We start from the raw sequence: 18272 nt of genomic DNA, 5'->3' as shown, positions 1-18272 counted from the left end.
TACCTCATATGCCATGATATCCTGTGTGAGCCAAGCAAGGCGTTTTACCTACTTAGGAAACACATACCCTTTCACCTCTTACTTAATGGCTTTAATTCTATTGGTATCCCAAGATTCCCAAGATATCTAGCTAGGAGACTGGTTGCTCATTACCGGCTAAACCTACACTTCAAATTATCGCTTTCACTACCAATCAAACCAGAGAAATTTCTTAATCCAAGAACTAGACGGTTAATGAATGCTCGCTGAGATGCAAATTGATAGGGGCTGTAATTTGGCAGGGAAACAATGATAATTCAGGGCTCAATGGGCCAACCGAGTACTATCCCTTTGCTCTGATAAAAGGAGCAAGCCCACAACAGCAGCTCTAGGAATTGGAAATAAGGTAAAATTCTTTTATATAAAAAAAGGTTCTCTGCCGAAAACCGACAGAGAACCTTTAATCAATAAATTTATAAATTCAGACTTAAAAAGGGACGTTTGTTCCTTGGTACAACCATGGTTTTGACCACTGGCTATCTTGTCCGAAGTTACCTGAATAATCAGTTACTTCTAGATTGTTTAGTGCAGCACTAATATTATCCGGGTTGTTGTTGTACTCATCATTTCCATACTGGAACCTTAAGGCCACCTCAGGCTGAGGAGACAATGGACCGGCAGATAAATCAGGGTAACCTGTTCTTCTGTAGTCAGCAAATGCTTCAGTACCATTCGACCAGTTGGCTACCCATTTCTGAGTAATAATTTGTTCTAGGGTACTGTTAAACATAACATCAGGCTGAGCAATAAACTCTTCATACATGTCACCTTTCTCCCATACTTGAAGAGACTGTTCAATACCCATATTGTAGTGTGTTTCGGCATCGCCAACACTCCAACCTTTAAGCGCTGCTTCAGCGAAGATAAAACTTACCTCTGCAGCAGAGATAATTCTAGCTTTTAGGATGTCTCCGGCTGAACCTGCGGTGCTGTAAAGTGGGTCTAGTTGAGAAACGTGCAGATTTTGAGTTCCTTGACCTGGGATTGGGTTCCCATTATAAGATTCCGGGGTCAAGATGGATGGAGGCAAACCTACATACAAATCTGAGTTGTAATCCGCCATATTAGGATTGAAATGACGAGTGAATTTCACATCAGCGTACTCTTCTTCAAACTCATCAAAGGTATATATCGTCTCGATTGGCTCTCCGTCTGCCCTTATAAAGCTTTCAGCTGCCACATCAAGTGTTTCATCTGCTACCCATTGAACCCTTACAGAATCAAAGAAAACAGGGAGCCTAGGGTCATCGGTCATGGTCAATTGATCGATAAAAGTCTGACAAGCCTGATATCTCTGGAAATCATCAGGATTTAGCCTTACATGGCGGGTAATCCAGATATCATTTGAACCTCCTGTATAATCAAGTGTCGCATCCTGAGAAGGATCCTGAATATAGATTCCACTACTATAGATGGCTTCAATTCCAGCTTTGGCTACATCAGGCTTTTTCTCTGACAACCGCATATAATACCTCAATAATAAGGAATTGGTGAACCTTCTCCAACTATCAACATCGGCACCGTAGATAAGATCATTACCGGCAGTTACACCTTCTGTAGAAGCAGAGGCAAGTAATGTGGCCGCCTCTTGAAGGTCTGCAATAATGCCATCATAAATAGCTTCTTGGCTATCAAATTTAGGGAATTGAAACTGATCACTACCCTCGTCTCCCATTAGGGCGTCAGAGTAGGGAGCATCACCCCAAAGATCTGCGATGTTCCCAAAAGCAAAAGACTTCATGGTAAGGCCCATTCCTTGGAAAAAAGCATTGTCCATATCTTCACCTCTAGTAATCATCAAATCATTGGTTCTCAGGATATCATACCATCCTGTCCAGTTTCTGGAAACCCATTCATAATTGTTATGACTGCTATACCATCCATTTTTTTGCGTGTATTGCATGGCGCCAGCGAGGTCATTAAAACCTAGTCCCAAGTAACTTTGTGCTGATGAAGTCAACACTGTTGGCATCAATAGATTTGGGTTGGCATTTGCCGGGTCAATACCATATGGATTGGTATTGATCTCACTGAGTTGGTCATCACAACCGGTGACCAAGATAAGTCCCAGGAGAAATACGGCTATCTTTCTAAATTCAAATAAATTTTTCATGATATGTAAATTAAGGACCTTTAAAGATTGAAATTAAGCTTGAAACCAATTGGCACACTCCAAGGCATTACATTTTGACGCTCGATGCCCTGCTTGAAAGAAGAACCTGAAGCTTGAAATGCTCTTTCTGGATCAATTCCTATATCAGCTTTTGTCCACAACATAATATTTCTAGTATAGATAGAGAATGTAGCATTCGTAAACACACTAAAATTAGGTATCTTATATCCTAAAGACAATTCTCTTAATTTGATAAACGAAGCATCAAAGGTAACCTGCTCATTGAAACTCCAAGGGTAAGTATTGGTGATAGGATAAATATTGGTTCCAGAACCACCTAAATGCTCTTCGTAAACATCATCTGCATAATTGTCTGGAGTATCTGCACCGGCAGTTTGAACCACACCCGGAACGAAAGCACCATCGCTACCATTCTCATCGATATAGAACCCACCTGTTTCAGCAGTATGACCACCAACACGAGGGAAGTTTCCTGGGCTAGGGATAATGTATTTTTCGGGATCTGACTTCAACAAAGCAGCCAATTCGTCTTCAGAGTACAATCCACCTGGGATCAAATCATCCAATTGTCTTTGAGATTTCCAATCAGACTCACCATACCTATAAGTGAATGACATAAACTCTCCACCTTGTCTCCAGTCAAAACTTGCATTCAATACAAATCGCTTGTAGCTTAAACCTGTTTGCATACCTAAAATAAAATCAGGGTTGAAGTTACCTACTTTTCTCAAAGCTTCGTCAGATGACAAATCTTGCCATTCTCCGGCACTGCTCAATACAGGCCATTTGTAATAAGGAGAGTTTGGATCTTCTACCTCTACATAACCTCTACTGTACAAGTCCCCAACTTGATCACCTAGGAAAGTGATGGCTCCACCACCATTTTCAGACCATAAGGTGATCCTATCAAAGTTCTCAACCAACTCTACAACAGTGGTTCTGTTTCTACTCCAGTTAACATCAACGTCTAATTTCCATCCGTTTTTATCAAGTGGTGTGCCACCAAGGCTCATTTCCAAACCTTTGCTTCGGATCAAACCTGCATTAATCAACCTGCTGCTGTATCCTGAAGATCTTGGAAGATTTACAGAGAATATTTGGTTTGTGTTTTCAATCACATAATAGGTTCCGGAAAACCTCAACTTATTGGCGAACATATTTAAATCTATACCGGCTTCAATAGAAGTGGCCTCTTCAGGTAAGAAGTTAGGATTCAATATCCCAGAACTTACTGAAGCAGTATTTATAGAATTGTAAGTACCTGTAGATAGGTTTTGAACCAAACGGTATGGACCTGTATCATTTCCTACTTTCGCCCAACCTACTCTGGCTTTTAACATATCAATGCTTTCCGGAAGATTGAGTGTGTAGTTTGCCAACCAGCTTAAAGATGCTGAAGGATAGAAATAAGAATTATTGTCTAGTGGTAATGTAGATGACCAGTCATTTCTAGCTGTCAAATCCAAATACAATTGATCTGCATACCCAAAGGAAGCCAAACCATAAACACTGTAAATTCTCTTTTCAGAATATCCACTAGAAACAGACCTGTTATCAGCTGGTATATTCTGTGCATTATAGATTCCAGGTACTACCAATCCGTTATTCCTGTCACCACCAACACCTACATAAGAGGAAGTACCAAATCGACTCATAATATTTCCACCTGCAGAAGCATTAAAATCCATTTTTCCAAAATCCTCATTATAACTTAATAAGACATCAGCATTAGATTCCTGATTCAACATGTCGGTATTGTAATAACCACCTTTGGCCATTCTACTGTAGCTATAAGGAATCTTTGTTTCTCTGTTTTCATCAGAACGATCCAAAGAATATTTAACAGCTAAATTTAAATTATCAGAGAATTTATAATCCAAAGAAACGTTACCATAAATTCTATCCCTTCGGAATGCATTCTCAATTCCGTAAGCGATGAAATAAGGGTTATCACCGGCAGGAGTTCTGATTTGCTGAATATCTTCCTGACCCGGCACCCAAATACCACTCATTTGCTCAAAGTCGATGTAGGAAGAAGTATAGATTGCTTCCAAAGCATTTCCCCTTCTATCACCAGTACTTGGTCTGTCGTTAGAACTACTGTTGGTGTAGTTAAAATTTGTATTAAGAGTTAACTTATCCAAGATGTCATAAGAAACAGAGGTAGAAATACTATTTCTGTACAAATCAGAATTAGGGATCATACCTTGGTGAATCATATTTCCATAGGACACCCTATAAGTCGCTTTATCATCTCCCCCACTAATAGCAATATTATTGTTTGACGTGATACCAGTTTGAAGGAAATCCTTCATGGCATTCGGATAGGATTTTAATTCAGTAGGGATCACGTTTCCGTTTTCATCAACCGGACTATTCCATTGTTGAGCTAAGTTACCTACATCTAATTGAGGTCCTCCCCAGTAGGCAGATCCATCATTGAAAACACCTTCTCTATTACCATTGGCATATTGGTAATGAAAATCAAGTAATCTAGAAGGTTGTTCAAATACATTACTTGTAGAGAAAGAAACGCCCATTCCTTTTCCTTTGCTACCGGATTTGGTAGTAATGATTACCACACCATTACCGGCACGAGTACCATAAAGCGCTGCTGCACTTGGACCTTTTAGCACACTGATACTTGCGATATCATCAGGGTTGATATCAGAAATTGAATTACCATAATCGACCTGATTACCATTTCCAGTTTCTGAAACGTTATTCAATGAGTTGGACATTGGCACCCCATCAACCACAAATAATGGCTGGTTGTCAGATGTCAAAGAAGAAGCACCTCTAATTACCATACTCATAGAGGATCCTGCCCCACTCGTTTGGTTGATGGTCACACCCGGCATTCTACCTGCAAGAGAACTCAAAATGTTTTCTTGAGACACTTGGGTAACATCTTCAGAAGATACAGTGGACACATCGTATCCTAAAGATCGTTGATCTCTTTTGATACCTAGGGCAGTAACAACTACTTCATTCATAGCTGTTGCAGCCTCTTCCATGCTCACATTTACACTGGTCCGATTACCTACAGTAACCTCTTGACTTTCGAAACCAACGTAAGAGAATACCAATACTGAATTTGGTCCAGCTACGTCAATACTATATGATCCGTCAATGTCCGTTACCGTTCCATTGCTTGTTCCTTTCTCCAAAATAGTTACCCCAGGTAATCCTGAATCATCTCCTGTGGAAGTAACCTTTCCTTTGATAGTTATTGCAACCATCTCCTCCAATTCTGTGGCAGCTCCTAAGGAACTCCTCATCATAGAGGATCCGTTGGCTTCCGCCAGTACTGATCCGGTAGATATAATACCTACCGAGAGAAGTGGCACCATCCACTTCATCATTTTTTTAGTACGATGTTTTTTCATAAGTTAATTGTTTTGCATGTTCAGTTTTCTATTGTATTGATAAATTGGAAGTTATTATCCAAACCTTGTCCTTTGTGGGACGTCTACTCCTTATAATTTCTATTTTACTTCAATTTGCTTGTTTTGTGATTTTCAGAATTTGCACTTTTGTCATTCTTATAATCCTTTAAGACTTTATCAAAATGTTTCCGCATACTTTCCTCCATACCGCTCAACATTTCCGAATCTTCCAGGCCTTCTAAAAGCTCTTCAAACTCCGGTCGCGAAATTTCATTTTGTACAAGTCTCTGCATCAGAGCCTCTGCTTTTTTCTTTTTCATATAAATGCCCTCCACCGTAAATACCATGGCTTATAAAAAAGAGACTATTTGTAATAATTGTTTTTTATTATGAATTAATTGTTAACAAACATAACAATGACATAAAATGGCCTGATTTCCATTTAATGCGTAATATTATTTGATACCAAAAAATGGCCTTTAGAGACAAATGGCCCCTAAATATTAAATTAATCATGAAAACCACCCCACTATTATTGGCTTGCATCGTTTTAATTTTAAATGCTTGCGGACCTAAAAAAAACAATGACAAAATTTTGCCTTCGGTAAAAGAAACCATGGACGAGGTTGTTACCAGACTTTATAATGAGTTGGATAAAAATCAACTAGACACCATCTCACATGAGTTTGTCCAAGAATATCTTACCGATGAAGAGAAAGAATCATTAGCGACCCAATACTGGAAAATGGAGGTAAATGTACCTACCACCGTATCCCTAATGAGAAACAAAGGCCAGGAAGTAATTCCTTTTTGGTTGAAACCTTCCGGGTTTACCCTCACGGATATGGAAGTTCAAAATGAACACGATACCTATGAGGTTTGGCAAAAAGATTTTGATGCCGGTGAAATCCAGTTAGGCATCAATGGTTTCGGTAAACACAGACCTGTCTATTTCATAGGACTTGCTCCACAAAATTCAGCAGACAATTTGGAGATCACACCCATCTTTCCGGCAAAACAACATTTTGAGGTTTTTGATGTGGGTGCTTTCACCTACCATGACTGGAGTGGACTTACGCTCACTTCTGTTCCTGACGCCCTTAAAGGACAGCAATTGCTAACAACCATTAGAGGAAGGGCAAGAGAAGCGCATATGGTGAATGCCTTTAGAACTACGGATTTCCCCACCGGAGAAAAGCCTGACCAAGTTCTCCTTACATGGAGCGATGCCCCTGAAACTTCAATGGACATCCAATGGAGAACCACAGAAACGGTAGCATCAGGTACAGCCAAATATTGGAAAGAAGGAACCAAGGACACCCTAGAAACAGAGGCGGAAAAATTTCTAATGGAAGATAGGCTGCTGCAAAATGACAGGTACATGAATAGGTTTACTGCCAAAGTAAGATCTTTGGAACCGGATACTAAATATGGTTATATCGTAGGGAATAAAGAGGCAGGTTGGTCGTCACCTGAAACCTTCACCACTGCTCCTGATAAAAATAAGCCCTTTTCCTTTGTTTGGTCCGGGGATGTACACCTTTCTGAAGTATGGGGTAATAACATTCAAAAAGCAGAAAAAAGATTCCCTGACATTGCTTTCTATTATATCGCAGGGGACCTTGTAAATACAGGCTTATACAGGGATGATTGGGACAAATTGTTTCAATATGCTGGAAGCACAATAGCGAGAAAACCATTGATGGCAGTGCCCGGCAACCATGATAGTCAGGATGGGCTTGGCGCTTGGATGTTTGAAGAAATGTTGAGTTATCCTTCAGATAGCCCATCCCCGGAAATGGCAGGAAGATCTTATGCTTTTAACTATGGAAATACCTTGTTCTTAATGATTGACTCTACCTTTCCCAATGAAGACCAAACAGCATGGATAGAAAAAAAATTGAAAGAATCAGATGCTACATGGAAAATTGCAGTATTTCACTTTCCTCCTTTCAATGAGGTAGAACCATATGAGGACATTCAAGGCGAATGGGGGCCTCTTTTTGACAAATACCATATGGACATCGTCATGGGAGGGCATTTCCATTACTATATGCGGTCCAAGCCATTGAACAATGGGGAAATTGTAAATAGCCCTAATGATGGGACGATTTATTGGATCTCTGTGGGTACTACAGGGAAAAATAAAGACATAGGAACAGGCTCCTATGCAGAAATTCAGTTCCCGGCAGATCACTTGTATCAATACATCACAATTGATGGAAAAACCATGAACGCTGAAACCATCAATGTGAATGGAGAAACGGTGGACAAATTTTCCATCAATAAATAATTACTCTTTTTGTTGCTTTAAAGCCTGTCTACCAATAAAAGGTGGACAGGCTTTTTTTGTGCCCGGATATTTTTCAAATTATACTGGCAGAAACCTTAATTTAACTGTATTTTTAAATCGGATTTTGCAATGGAATTTCCTAGGCATAACCTCAATCTTATGGTAAATATAAGATTACCAAACAGTGATATCAATTACTGATTGAAGAGAAAATAATCGGGCAAGCAGGACATCCATAAAAGGGCGAAGCTCAATTACACCCCTTGCCTTAACATGCATAAATCCTCGCTTTGGATAATTAATGTTATCCAAAGTACATAATAGACTAATGATTTAATTCAACCTACATTTATGTACCTGATATTTGATACCGAAACAACCGGACTCCCAAGGAACTACAACGCGCCCATGTCTGACTTAGACAACTGGCCACGTTTGGTTCAATTGGCCTGGCAGCTTCATGATGAAAAGGGAAAGCTTATTTCAAACAACAATTATATAGTTAAGCCTGAAGGTTTTACTATTCCCTATAATTCGGAAAAAATTCATGGTATTTCAACCCAAAGGGCATTAAAAGAAGGTCACGACCTAAAAAAAGTCCTAGAGATTTTTGAAGAAGATCTCAAAAAGACAACCTTTCTGGTTGGCCATAATATAGGTTTTGATATTTCGATTGTAGGGGCTGAATTATTAAGAACGGAACGCCCCATTGTAGATCTGGAGAAACAAGCCTTAGATACCAAGGATATATCTACTGAATTTTGCGCCATTCCGGGTGGAAAAGGAGGGAAATTTAAATGGCCCACTTTATTTGAATTGCATCAGAAGCTTTTTGGTGAGGGTTTTGGTGATGCCCACGATGCTGCTTATGATGTAGATGCCACAGCAAAATGCTTCTTCGGCCTTATCAAAGAGGGGGTACAGTCCCCCATTGAAGGACTCTCCCTAGATGAAATTATTTACGAACCACCGAATCTTGAAGCCGCAAATTTTGCAGCAGCAAAAGATGACGTAAAAGTATCGGCTCAAAAAATCTTAAAAGCGGCGGATCGTGCAGACATTTCAGACCTAAAGGATACTCCCTTTTCGCATTTACATGTCCATACCCAGTTTTCTATTTTACAATCCACCTCTGAAATACCTGCCATCATTAAAAGGGCAAAAGAATTGGGGATGCCGGCATTGGCAATGACCGACCATGGAAATATGATGGGGGCATTTAACTTTGTAAAAGAAGCGTTTAACAATGACATCAAACCCATCCTAGGTTGTGAGTTTAACCTTTGTAGGGATCGTAAAAATAAATCCAATAAAGACGATGGTTACCAAACAGTTTTATTGGCTAAAAATAAGGCGGGATACCATAACCTAGCCAAACTGGCATCCTATGCAAACATAGAAGGCTTTTATTATGTACCTAGAATAGATCGAGAAGTTTTGGTGCAGTACAAGGGAGACCTTATAGCTACTACAGGAGGGCTCTGGGGAGAGGTTCCTTACCTTATTCTAAATGTAGGAGAAACCCAAGCTGAAGAGGCCTTCGTCTGGTGGCATGAGCAATTTGGAGATAATTTCTATATCGAGCTAAACCGGCACGGAATACCTGAAGAAGAAAAGGTAAATGAAGTCTTGCTCCAGTGGGCAGAAAAATACAATGTCAAGTATTTTGCTGCCAATAATACTTATTATAATGCCCAAGTAGATGCCAAGTCCCATGACATTTTATTGTGTGTTAAAGATGGTGAACTGGTCGAAAAACCTAAGAAATACATAGGAAAAAGAGGGCGCGAGTATCGCTATGGTTTTCCGAATGATGAGTTTTACCTCAAATCCCCAGAGGAGATGAAAAAACTCTTTGCGGATTTACCCGAGGCCATTTCATGTACAGATGAAATCGTATCCAAAATAGAACCTTTCAAACTTGCTAGGGAAGTTCTATTGCCAAAATATGACATTCCCGAAAAATTTGTTGATCCCCAAGATGATGAAGATGGAGGAAAAAGAGGAGAGAACGCATTTCTTCGCCACCTTACTTATGAGGGAGCGAAAGAAAGGTATGGAGAAATCACTGATGAAATCAGAGAACGGTTGGATTTTGAACTGGAAACGATCGAAAGAACCGGTTACCCGGGTTATTTCCTGATTGTTCAGGATTTTACCGGAGCGGCCAGAGAAATGGGAGTATCTGTCGGACCGGGTCGTGGGTCTGCCGCCGGATCTGCTGTTGCCTATTGCGTGGGTATAACGAATGTTGATCCCATCGCTTACGATTTACTATTTGAGAGATTCCTTAATCCCGACAGGGTTTCTCTCCCTGATATTGATATTGATTTTGATGATGAAGGCAGGCAAAGGGTAATCGAATATGTGATTAAAAAATATGGTGCCAACCAAGTGGCACAAATCATTACCTACGGAACAATGGCGGCGAAGTCTGCGATTAGGGATACAGCAAGGGTACTGAACCTTCCCCTATCAGAAGCAGACAGGCTGGCAAAGCTAGTTACAGACATCAAACTTAAAGCCCTTTTTGAACTAGCCAACGACAGGGCAAAACTCTCGGCGAAGCTTAAAAACAATAATGACAACTTGGAAAAGGCCTTGGAGTTAATCCGAATTTCTAAAGGAAATGACGACAACTCCAAAACCATAAACCAAGCCAAAGTACTGGAGGGCTCTGTAAGAAACACAGGCATACATGCTTGTGGGGTAATCATTACGCCAGATGACATTACTAACTTTGTCCCTGTTGCATTGGCAAAGGATTCTGAGATGGTATGTACCCAATTTGACAACTCTGTTGTGGAAAGTGCCGGGCTGCTAAAAATGGATTTTTTGGGTTTAAAAACCCTTACCCTAATTAAGGATGCTGTTCGAATCATTAAAGAAAGACATGATATCCTGCTCGATCCGGAAAACTTTCCAATTGACGATGTACAAACATATGAACTCTTTCAACGAGGTGAAACAGTAGGTATATTCCAATATGAATCTGCCGGCATGCAAAAATACATGCGGGAATTAAAGCCCACGGTTTTTGCTGACCTCATTGCCATGAATGCCCTTTACAGACCGGGCCCATTGGAATACATCCCTAGTTTCATTAAGCGGAAGCATGGCTTAGAAACCATCACCTATGATCTGGATGACATGAAGGAATACCTGGAAGAAACCTACGGTATTACGGTCTACCAAGAGCAGGTAATGCTTCTCTCCCAAAAGCTGGCAGACTTTACCAAAGGTGAGGCGGATGTTCTCCGAAAAGCAATGGGTAAGAAACAAAAAAATGTGCTGGATGAGATGAAACCAAAATTCATCAATCAAGCAGCAGCAAAGGGTCATGACAGCAAAAAACTGGAAAAAATATGGAAGGACTGGGAGGCCTTTGCTTCGTATGCGTTCAATAAATCCCATTCTACTTGTTATGCCTGGATTGCCTACCAAACCGCTTATCTAAAAGCCCATTATCCGGCTGAATACATGGCTTCTGTTTTGAGCAATAACATGAATGACATTACACAGGTAACCTTCTTTATGGAAGAATGTAAGCGCATGGGAATACAGGTACTCGGCCCCGATGTCAACGAGTCCAAGAGTGATTTTACCGTAAATATGGAAGGCCAGATTAGATTTGGTATGGCCGCAATAAAAGGGGCCGGAAATGCTGCCGTGAATGCCATTATAGAAGAAAGAGAAGCAGGAGGCTTGTACAAGGATGTCTTTACTTTCACGAAAAGAGTCAACCTAAAAGCGGTCAATAAAAAAACCATGGAAGTATTGGCCATGGCCGGAGGTTTTGACTGTTTTGTAGATTTCCATCGAAGACAATACTTGGAAGCACCTGATAATGAAGCCACCCTATTAGAAAAAGCCATTAAATATGCGCAAAAGGTAATACAGGAAGAAGAAAGCTCACAGGTCTCCATGTTTGGCGGTGGCGGGGGGCTGGACATTCCTGTTCCATCTATTCCCCACATGGAGCCCTTCAGCCAATTACAACAATTGAATATAGAAAAAGAGGTAGTCGGCCTCTATATTTCAGGGCATCCTTTGGATCAGTTTAAGGTAGAAATAGAAGCTTTTACAAATACAGGGCTTCCGGAGCTAGCCGATCTTTCCCAGTTAAAATCAAAAGGGGAAATCAAACTCGCAGGAGCTGTAACCTCCTTTGCTCACCGAACGACAAAGAACGGAAAACCTTTCGGCACGCTTACGATGGAAGATTACCATGGAGGCCACACTTTTTTCTTGTTTGGGGAGGATTATGTGAAATTCAAAGAATACTTTATGCACAATTGGTTTTTATACATTTCAGGTTCAGTACACCCCAATAAATACAAACCCGCTGAGTTTGAATTTAAAATCAATCAAATCACCTTGCTAAATGAGATCCGAGGAAAAATGATCAAGGGCTTACGGGTTCATATTGACCTAGATGACTTGGGATTAGAACTGATGGAAAAACTTGAAGCCATCACTCAAAAGTACAAGGGCGATGCAAAATTGTATATCAATATCATAGACAATAAGGAGAATTTGACCCTAGATCTAATATCTGCAAAATACCGAGTAGACCCTTCCAATGAACTGATCCAAGCACTGGATCAAATCCCCGAAGTAGCTTATAAAATCCTTTGACAAAAAAATATTTTCAATGATCTGGAACTTATTAATGTTGAAACTGATTAAGTTATATATTTTATAAAAAACCATAATTACATTAAGATGGCAAAAGCAATTGAAATTACAGATAGCAATTTTGAGGAAGTAATCAAATCTGATCAGCCTGTATTGGTAGACTTTTGGGCAGAATGGTGCGGACCTTGTAAAATGATTGGCCCAATCGTAGAAGAACTTGCAGGAGAATATGAAGGCAAGGCTACCATCGGTAAATTGGATGTTGATGCAAACCAAGACATTCCTTCCAAATTTGGAATTAGAAGTATACCTACCCTTTTGATTTTCAAAGGTGGAGAGGTAGTAGACAAAGTAGTAGGAGCAGTTCCTAAATCTGTTCTTTCTGATAAATTGGAAGCACAGGTATAAATATATTCCCCACAATAAAACAATTGATAATATCAATTAAAGCTTATGGTGTTATCCTCAATGGATCAAGCAAAACCTTAGATTAAGGTTTGAAACCATTGCAGGCAGTAAAGCTTATCTTATGTAAGCAAATCAAATTGAATGCAAATGATTGAGGTGGGTAGAACTATTTAAACACAAAAAAAGTCCTTCAAATGAAGGACTTTTTCTTTTTATATAAGGCAACATTTAATTATTGAATGGATCTACCATTTAGGTCATAAACCACTTTACCATCTTTAATGGTTACTTCACATTCAAGTTTTTGATTGGTAGGCACCTTCTGACCTGTTCTATCCCACTGGGTAAATTCACCATTTCTGATGTGTAGAATACTTAGATCCGCTATGGCTCCTTCAGAAAGGTGTCCCAATTCAGTTCTCTTAATTACTTTTGCAGGTTCCCAAGTACTTGCTTCAATAACCTCAGGAAGCTCCATTCCCATGGCCAAAAAAGTAGTCATTACGTTAAGCATGTCCTTCATGGCAGCATTCATGCTTCCTGTGTGAAGGTCAGTACTAATGGTGTTAGGATATAGTCCAGCAGCTAAAGCTGGAATGGCTTGCTTAAATTCGAAGCTGGCTCCACCATATCCAACATCAAAAATGATCCCTCTTTTTTGGGCTTCAAGTACAAATGGCTCAAACTCACGTGTTTCTCTATTTACAACTGTTTCTCTGGCACCGTTAAGTTCGGCATAGGTATGGGTATAAATGTCCCCAGGCCTTAAGCGATTGAAAAACAATTCTTTAATAGAAAGTGGATCAAAGGCATTAGAACCTCCAAAATCAACAATTACAGGCATGTCTGCAATTCTTCCTGCTTCTACAGCCCTGTCAATTGGAATCCAATCTCGGTTGCCATAATGAGCCACCTTAAATCCTACAATATATTTTTTGTTTTGCTTGGCCACCATACCACTAAGTTTGGCATCCATATCACCTGTATTTTGTTCCCAGGCTCCGCCACGCATTCCTTCTCCAACGATATTCATAAAGCTCAATACCCTAGTTTTGCTTGGCTCGATCACATTCTTTTTAAAGGTCTCAAAATTCTTCCAGCCAACACCTCCACAATCAACAATTGTTGTAACACCTACACGAAAGGTAAAACCATCCGGTGGCAATGCAGTCAAACCATCACTTAGGTAATGATTTGGTTTCGTTCCATGAAACACATGACCATGAATATCAATCAAGCCGGGAGTAACAACAAGCCCATCAGCATCAATAACTTTAGCCGCATCGCTTCCTGCTATGGATTTCGCTACTTTGGCAACCTTGCCATCCTTGAGGGCGATGTCCATTGTGGCATCAATTTCATTCTTCGGATCAATCAACCTACCGCCCTTGATAAGCATATCGTAGGTCTGGGCACTTACCAGGCTAGAGGTAAGTACCATTAGCATTAATAATAATCTATATCTCAAATTCATATGTTAAGCTTTAGCTTTTTCCAATTCTTCAGCAATTCTTTTGGCAACAATTTTTTCCTCTTTTGGTCTTAGCATAAATACAGTAAGTTTAATTGCATTTTCGCCGCCACCAATTACTTCTATTGAAGGAGATCCATCACGTAATTTTTCTCTCATTTCAGCTTGAGTAAGCTTGATTTTAGCCGGATCCCAACCAATTTCTAAGTAAGGAGTATGATTCGCTACAGCTGGTACAGTCACCTCTGTACTTACACTTTCAATATCAGAAACAGCATCGGAAATAAGGGCAATTTTATCCTCCCATTCCTTCCATTCCTTATCATGGTCTTTTTTGATGTATGTATCAAGAGCCACATACATACCTAGAATTTCTTCTTTATTGACTTTCATTCCACGACCAATGGTACCTCCTCTTGGTGGGGCACTTAAGCGAGCTGCTTCTACAAGGTCTCTACGCCCCATAAGGATACCAGCACTTTGAGGACCTCTTATGGCTTTACCTCCGGAAACACAGACAAGGTCAAAACCCAAGTCATTGTACTTCCATAAGTTTTCTACCGGTGGCACATCTGCCGCCATATCTATCATGGTAGGAATTCCATGCTTTTTGGCAAGGGCTATCCATTCCTCATGCTTGATCTTTCCTGATGGACCTTGGTAATTCAAAAACCACATCATGGCAGTTTTATCATTTACTGCACGGTCTACATCTGCAGCAGTTTCAACTTCTACAATGTCAACACCTGTATTGGTAAGCGCATGTACATAACCTGTATTATGAGATTTTTGTACAATTACCTGAGACTTCATCCCTGTAAGATCAGGAAGTTGACTTATTTTTTTCCTATCTTTTCCGGTAAGCACACCTGCCGTACCCAAGACCATTGCAGACCAACAACCGGCTGTAACGGTAGCATATTCTGCATGGCAGAGGGCTGCAATTTTTTCTCCTACTTTATCCTGCACCTCATCCAACATGATGTAGTGGTCAGAAGAAAAGTTAATGGTCTGCATCACTTCATCAGGCATAAGCGAAGCTGTCATAGCAGTATAGGTACCTGCTGCATTCACAAAACTTCTAAGGCCTAATTCTTCAATCACATTCCTCTTGGGTGCTTCTACCATTGTTTCTCCCTTCACAACAGAAAGGGGAACACCTGCACCTAGTACACCGCCTACCAAAGGAAGCGTACCTAATCTTTTGAGTAATTTTCTTCTACTTATCATAATAATATTTTTAATAAGATCTTCTGCTTATAGATTTGAATATCTACAGACTTAATCTTCAATTTCAACAATCATTTCAATTTCCAAGGCAATATTGCCTGGCAAAGATCCCATACCAACAGCTGACCTGGCATGTCTGCCTTTCTCCCCAAAAATTTCCACCATGAAATCAGAAAAACCATTCATTACCTGAGGTTGTTCATCAAATTCAGGGCTGGCATTGACCATTCCTAGAACTTTTACAATCTTTTTAACCTTGCTAAAGTCTCCAATTTCAGCTTTTAAAGAAGTTAGCAAATCAATACCTACCAATTTGGCTGCGGCTCTACCTTCGGTAACGGTAAGTTCGGTCCCAAGCTTTCCTGTTACCATTCCTCCTTCAGGTTTAACCGGCCCATGTCCGGAAAGAAACACCAAATTTCCTGTCCGAACTGCCTTGACAATACTTCCTTTGAAAGGCTCGGGGGTTTTTAAGGTGATTCCCATTTTTTTCAATTTTTTCTCGGGACTCTGCGCATTGCTGATGCCAGGCAAAGTAACGAGACTTATGAAAAACAAAAACACTAGTGATTTAAGCATAACTGAATTTATTTTTAGTAATTTAATTAGGTCAATTTAGTAATCATCTGGCTGGTTATTCCCATTCCTTGGCACCGATACCATTGAGGTCCCATACAATTCTACCTGCTCTCAAGGTCAATTCTGTTTCCAATTTCTTAGAACCTTTGAAGGCAGCGCCTGAAGAATCTATAAAGCCAAATTGGCCTTCATGTAAATTGAAAATTGCCAAATCTGCTTCCGCACCTTCTGACAGGTGGCCTAAATCCTCCCTTTGGATCACCTGAGCAGGTTTCCAAGTGGAGGCAGTAATGGCTTCCTGAAGACTCATTCCCAAATTCATCATTTTAGACACCACATTTAGCATGTCCTTCATACCAGCATTCATGCTTCCTGTATGTAAATCAGTACTTATTGTATTTGGATAAAACCCTTGCTCAGTGGCAGGAACAGCCACTCTGAATAAAAAGGATCCTCCTCCATGGCCAACATCAAATATCAACCCCTTCTCTTGTGCTTCAAACCAGTGAGGCCATACCTTTCCATCTGCATTCAAAGTTCCCTCTTTTGGTCCATGTCCGGAGTGGTCACCACCATACATATGGGTGAGAATATCACCGGGTCTTAATATCTCAAGAAGCAAAGTGGACAATGGCAAAGCAGGATCTGCCCCACCTAGATCAACCATTACAGGGATTTTAGCCATCTCGGCTGCTTCAACAGCTTTTTTGTAAGGTCCCCACTCGTGTCCTCTATAATGTGCTATCTTCACCCCAATAATTTCAGGGTTTTGCCTTGCTATCATACCGGTCATCTTAGGACTCATATCTGTTGTGTCCTGCTCTCGAGTAGTCACGCCACTCATGCCTTCACCCACGATATTAATAAAAACCAATACCCTGGTTCTGGAACGGTTGATTACATGCTCCTTATATGTCTGGAAATTTTTCCATCCAGGACTCCCTGCATCTGCAACTGTGGTAACTCCTGCTCTGAAGGTAAAACCATCCGGTGGCAAAGATGAAAAGCTATTGTTGTAATCTCTATGGGACTCAGTTCCGAAAAAATGATGCCCGTGGATATCAATCAAACCCGGAGTAACAATTAACCCTTCGGCATCAATTACTTTTTTCGCTGACTTTTCCTTGATATTTTTGGATACTTTTGCAATTTTTTTGTCCTTAATCGCAACATCCATTACCCCATCAATTTCATTTTTGGGATCAATTACATGACCATTTTTGATCAGAATATCATAATCTTGTGCATTGACCTGAAGGACAATGGCCATAAAGAAAATAAATGTAAGCCTTAATAGTTTCATAAGTATAGATTTTATTCAAAGGTTAGCTTTCCAAAATATTTAGGAAGGTGAAAATCCGGACGATGATTGATCACCTCATTCCAAGTAAAGTAGTGAGGGTTACTCGTACGTCCGGCAATCTTATAGAAGTTAGCCTTCCAAGTCACTCCCGGTGCCGGATCGGTGATTTCTCTGTGCGCTTTTAATAAAGACAATGGCACTTTGAATTCTATAAACCAGGTTACCGGTTCTGTGATCTCAGGGTCTACCTTACCCGGCATGCTATGAGCGATTTCTATTTGACCAATCTCTTCAGGCTTCAATACCGTAAATTCCTTCCTAGGTTTGGTAACATGGTGAAACAAAGGCACACCTGAGCAGTTGATCTCCAAATTAAAATATTCCAAAGGAAAGTTAGTATCCGGTGCAAAGAAAAACTCCACACAGGAATCGCTTGACACGTTTCCGTTAACCTCTTGAACCAAACATTTTACATACTTATCTTCCACCTTAAAAATTCCATAAATATACTCTTTGTCATACCTCAGTTTGACTTGAGTTTTAGGAATAAACTTTTCCGGCATTGGTCCCATATGATTTGCTATGGAGGCAGCCTCTACTTCTTTCCATTCAGGCTTGTCCCAATTCCCATCAACGGAAATTGGAGCATTTACAAATTTCACAATGTATTCCAAAGTAGATGCCTTGCTGTCTTTCATAGCTTTAGGTTTAGGACCTTCTATCAGCCCAAATATTACAATTAAAATGGAAACAATTAACTTCATACTTTAGCCGTTTTAAGTGGAAGG

The 18272-nt window shown here is 40.2% G+C and carries 11 protein-coding genes; 3 read left to right on the top strand and 8 right to left on the bottom strand.

Annotated elements, in window-relative coordinates; all coding sequences use genetic code 11:
- Window positions 1–466: 466 nt before the first annotated feature.
- The 3 genes from Q4534_RS15365 to Q4534_RS15355 all read right to left on the bottom strand — a co-directional run bounded on the left by Q4534_RS15365 (window position 467) and on the right by Q4534_RS15355 (window position 5909).
- Window positions 467–2152, bottom strand: coding sequence for a SusD/RagB family nutrient-binding outer membrane lipoprotein (locus tag Q4534_RS15365; protein WP_303614034.1), 1686 nt, complete (start codon window positions 2150–2152; stop codon window positions 467–469).
- A gap of 20 nt (window positions 2153–2172) precedes the next feature.
- Complete coding sequence (locus tag Q4534_RS15360) at window positions 2173–5562, bottom strand: SusC/RagA family TonB-linked outer membrane protein (protein WP_303614033.1); 3390 nt, start codon at window positions 5560–5562, stop codon at window positions 2173–2175.
- A 104-nt stretch (window positions 5563–5666) separates the two neighbouring features.
- Window positions 5667–5909, bottom strand: coding sequence for a hypothetical protein (locus tag Q4534_RS15355; protein ID WP_303614032.1), 243 nt, complete (start codon window positions 5907–5909; stop codon window positions 5667–5669).
- Between the two features lie 167 nt (window positions 5910–6076).
- On the opposite strand from Q4534_RS15355, the gene Q4534_RS15350 reads away from it, so the two are divergent.
- From Q4534_RS15350 to trxA, 3 genes are all read left to right on the top strand, one after another.
- Window positions 6077–7855, top strand: coding sequence for a metallophosphoesterase family protein (locus Q4534_RS15350; RefSeq protein ID WP_303614031.1), 1779 nt, complete (start codon window positions 6077–6079; stop codon window positions 7853–7855).
- A 351-nt stretch (window positions 7856–8206) separates the two neighbouring features.
- Window positions 8207–12493, top strand: coding sequence for a DNA polymerase III subunit alpha (gene dnaE / locus Q4534_RS15345; RefSeq protein ID WP_303614030.1), 4287 nt, complete (start codon window positions 8207–8209; stop codon window positions 12491–12493).
- An 87-nt stretch (window positions 12494–12580) separates the two neighbouring features.
- Window positions 12581–12901 (top strand): thioredoxin, encoded by a 321-nt coding sequence (gene trxA / locus Q4534_RS15340; RefSeq protein WP_303614029.1) that lies wholly within the window; start codon window positions 12581–12583, stop codon window positions 12899–12901.
- 232 nt (window positions 12902–13133) lie between these two features.
- Here trxA and Q4534_RS15335 read toward each other — a convergent pair whose 3' ends face one another.
- Genes Q4534_RS15335 through Q4534_RS15315 form a run of 5 tightly spaced genes read right to left on the bottom strand, consistent with a single transcriptional unit; the run spans window position 13134 to window position 18248 of the window.
- Window positions 13134–14375 carry an amidohydrolase/deacetylase family metallohydrolase gene (locus Q4534_RS15335; RefSeq protein ID WP_303614028.1) on the bottom strand — a complete coding sequence of 414 codons (1242 nt, stop codon included), beginning with the start codon at window positions 14373–14375 and terminating at the stop codon, window positions 13134–13136.
- A 3-nt stretch (window positions 14376–14378) separates the two neighbouring features.
- On the bottom strand, window positions 14379–15602 hold the full coding sequence (locus tag Q4534_RS15330) for an aminotransferase class V-fold PLP-dependent enzyme (RefSeq protein ID WP_303614027.1): 1224 nt from the start codon (window positions 15600–15602) through the stop codon (window positions 14379–14381).
- 51 nt (window positions 15603–15653) lie between these two features.
- The gene (locus Q4534_RS15325; protein WP_303614026.1) at window positions 15654–16181 is read right to left on the bottom strand and encodes a RidA family protein; all 528 of its coding nucleotides are present in this window, start codon (window positions 16179–16181) and stop codon (window positions 15654–15656) included.
- A gap of 55 nt (window positions 16182–16236) precedes the next feature.
- A complete protein-coding gene (locus Q4534_RS15320) occupies window positions 16237–17484 on the bottom strand; it encodes an amidohydrolase/deacetylase family metallohydrolase (RefSeq protein ID WP_303614025.1) in 1248 nt (415 codons plus the stop codon).
- Window positions 17485–17495: 11 nt separating this feature from the next.
- Window positions 17496–18248, bottom strand: coding sequence for a carbohydrate-binding family 9-like protein (locus Q4534_RS15315; RefSeq protein WP_303614024.1), 753 nt, complete (start codon window positions 18246–18248; stop codon window positions 17496–17498).
- Window positions 18249–18272: the final 24 nt, after the last annotated feature.

Origin of the sequence: Cyclobacterium sp. 1_MG-2023 (assembly GCF_030546805.1) — a bacterium.
Lineage (GTDB): Bacteria > Bacteroidota > Bacteroidia > Cytophagales > Cyclobacteriaceae > Cyclobacterium.
The sequence above is the reverse complement of the archived record's forward strand: the minus strand, read 5'-3'. Positions and strand labels throughout refer to the sequence as shown.

Bases quoted from the DNA above. Each gene is read 5' to 3' on its own strand.
- Q4534_RS15325 (WP_303614026.1), bottom strand. From the start codon at position 16,181: ATGCTTAAATCACTAGTGTTTTTGTTTTTCATAAGTCTCGTTACTTTG.
- Q4534_RS15365 (WP_303614034.1), bottom strand. From the start codon at position 2,152: ATGAAAAATTTATTTGAATTTAGAAAGATAGCCGTATTTCTCCTGGGA.
- Q4534_RS15350 (WP_303614031.1), top strand. From the start codon at position 6,077: ATGAAAACCACCCCACTATTATTGGCTTGCATCGTTTTAATTTTAAAT.
- Q4534_RS15330 (WP_303614027.1), bottom strand. From the start codon at position 15,602: ATGATAAGTAGAAGAAAATTACTCAAAAGATTAGGTACGCTTCCTTTG.
- Q4534_RS15315 (WP_303614024.1), bottom strand. From the start codon at position 18,248: ATGAAGTTAATTGTTTCCATTTTAATTGTAATATTTGGGCTGATAGAA.
- Q4534_RS15360 (WP_303614033.1), bottom strand. From the start codon at position 5,562: ATGAAAAAACATCGTACTAAAAAAATGATGAAGTGGATGGTGCCACTT.
- Q4534_RS15355 (WP_303614032.1), bottom strand. From the start codon at position 5,909: ATGGTATTTACGGTGGAGGGCATTTATATGAAAAAGAAAAAAGCAGAG.
- Q4534_RS15335 (WP_303614028.1), bottom strand. From the start codon at position 14,375: ATGAATTTGAGATATAGATTATTATTAATGCTAATGGTACTTACCTCT.
- Q4534_RS15320 (WP_303614025.1), bottom strand. From the start codon at position 17,484: ATGAAACTATTAAGGCTTACATTTATTTTCTTTATGGCCATTGTCCTT.
- dnaE (WP_303614030.1), top strand. From the start codon at position 8,207: ATGTACCTGATATTTGATACCGAAACAACCGGACTCCCAAGGAACTAC.
- trxA (WP_303614029.1), top strand. From the start codon at position 12,581: ATGGCAAAAGCAATTGAAATTACAGATAGCAATTTTGAGGAAGTAATC.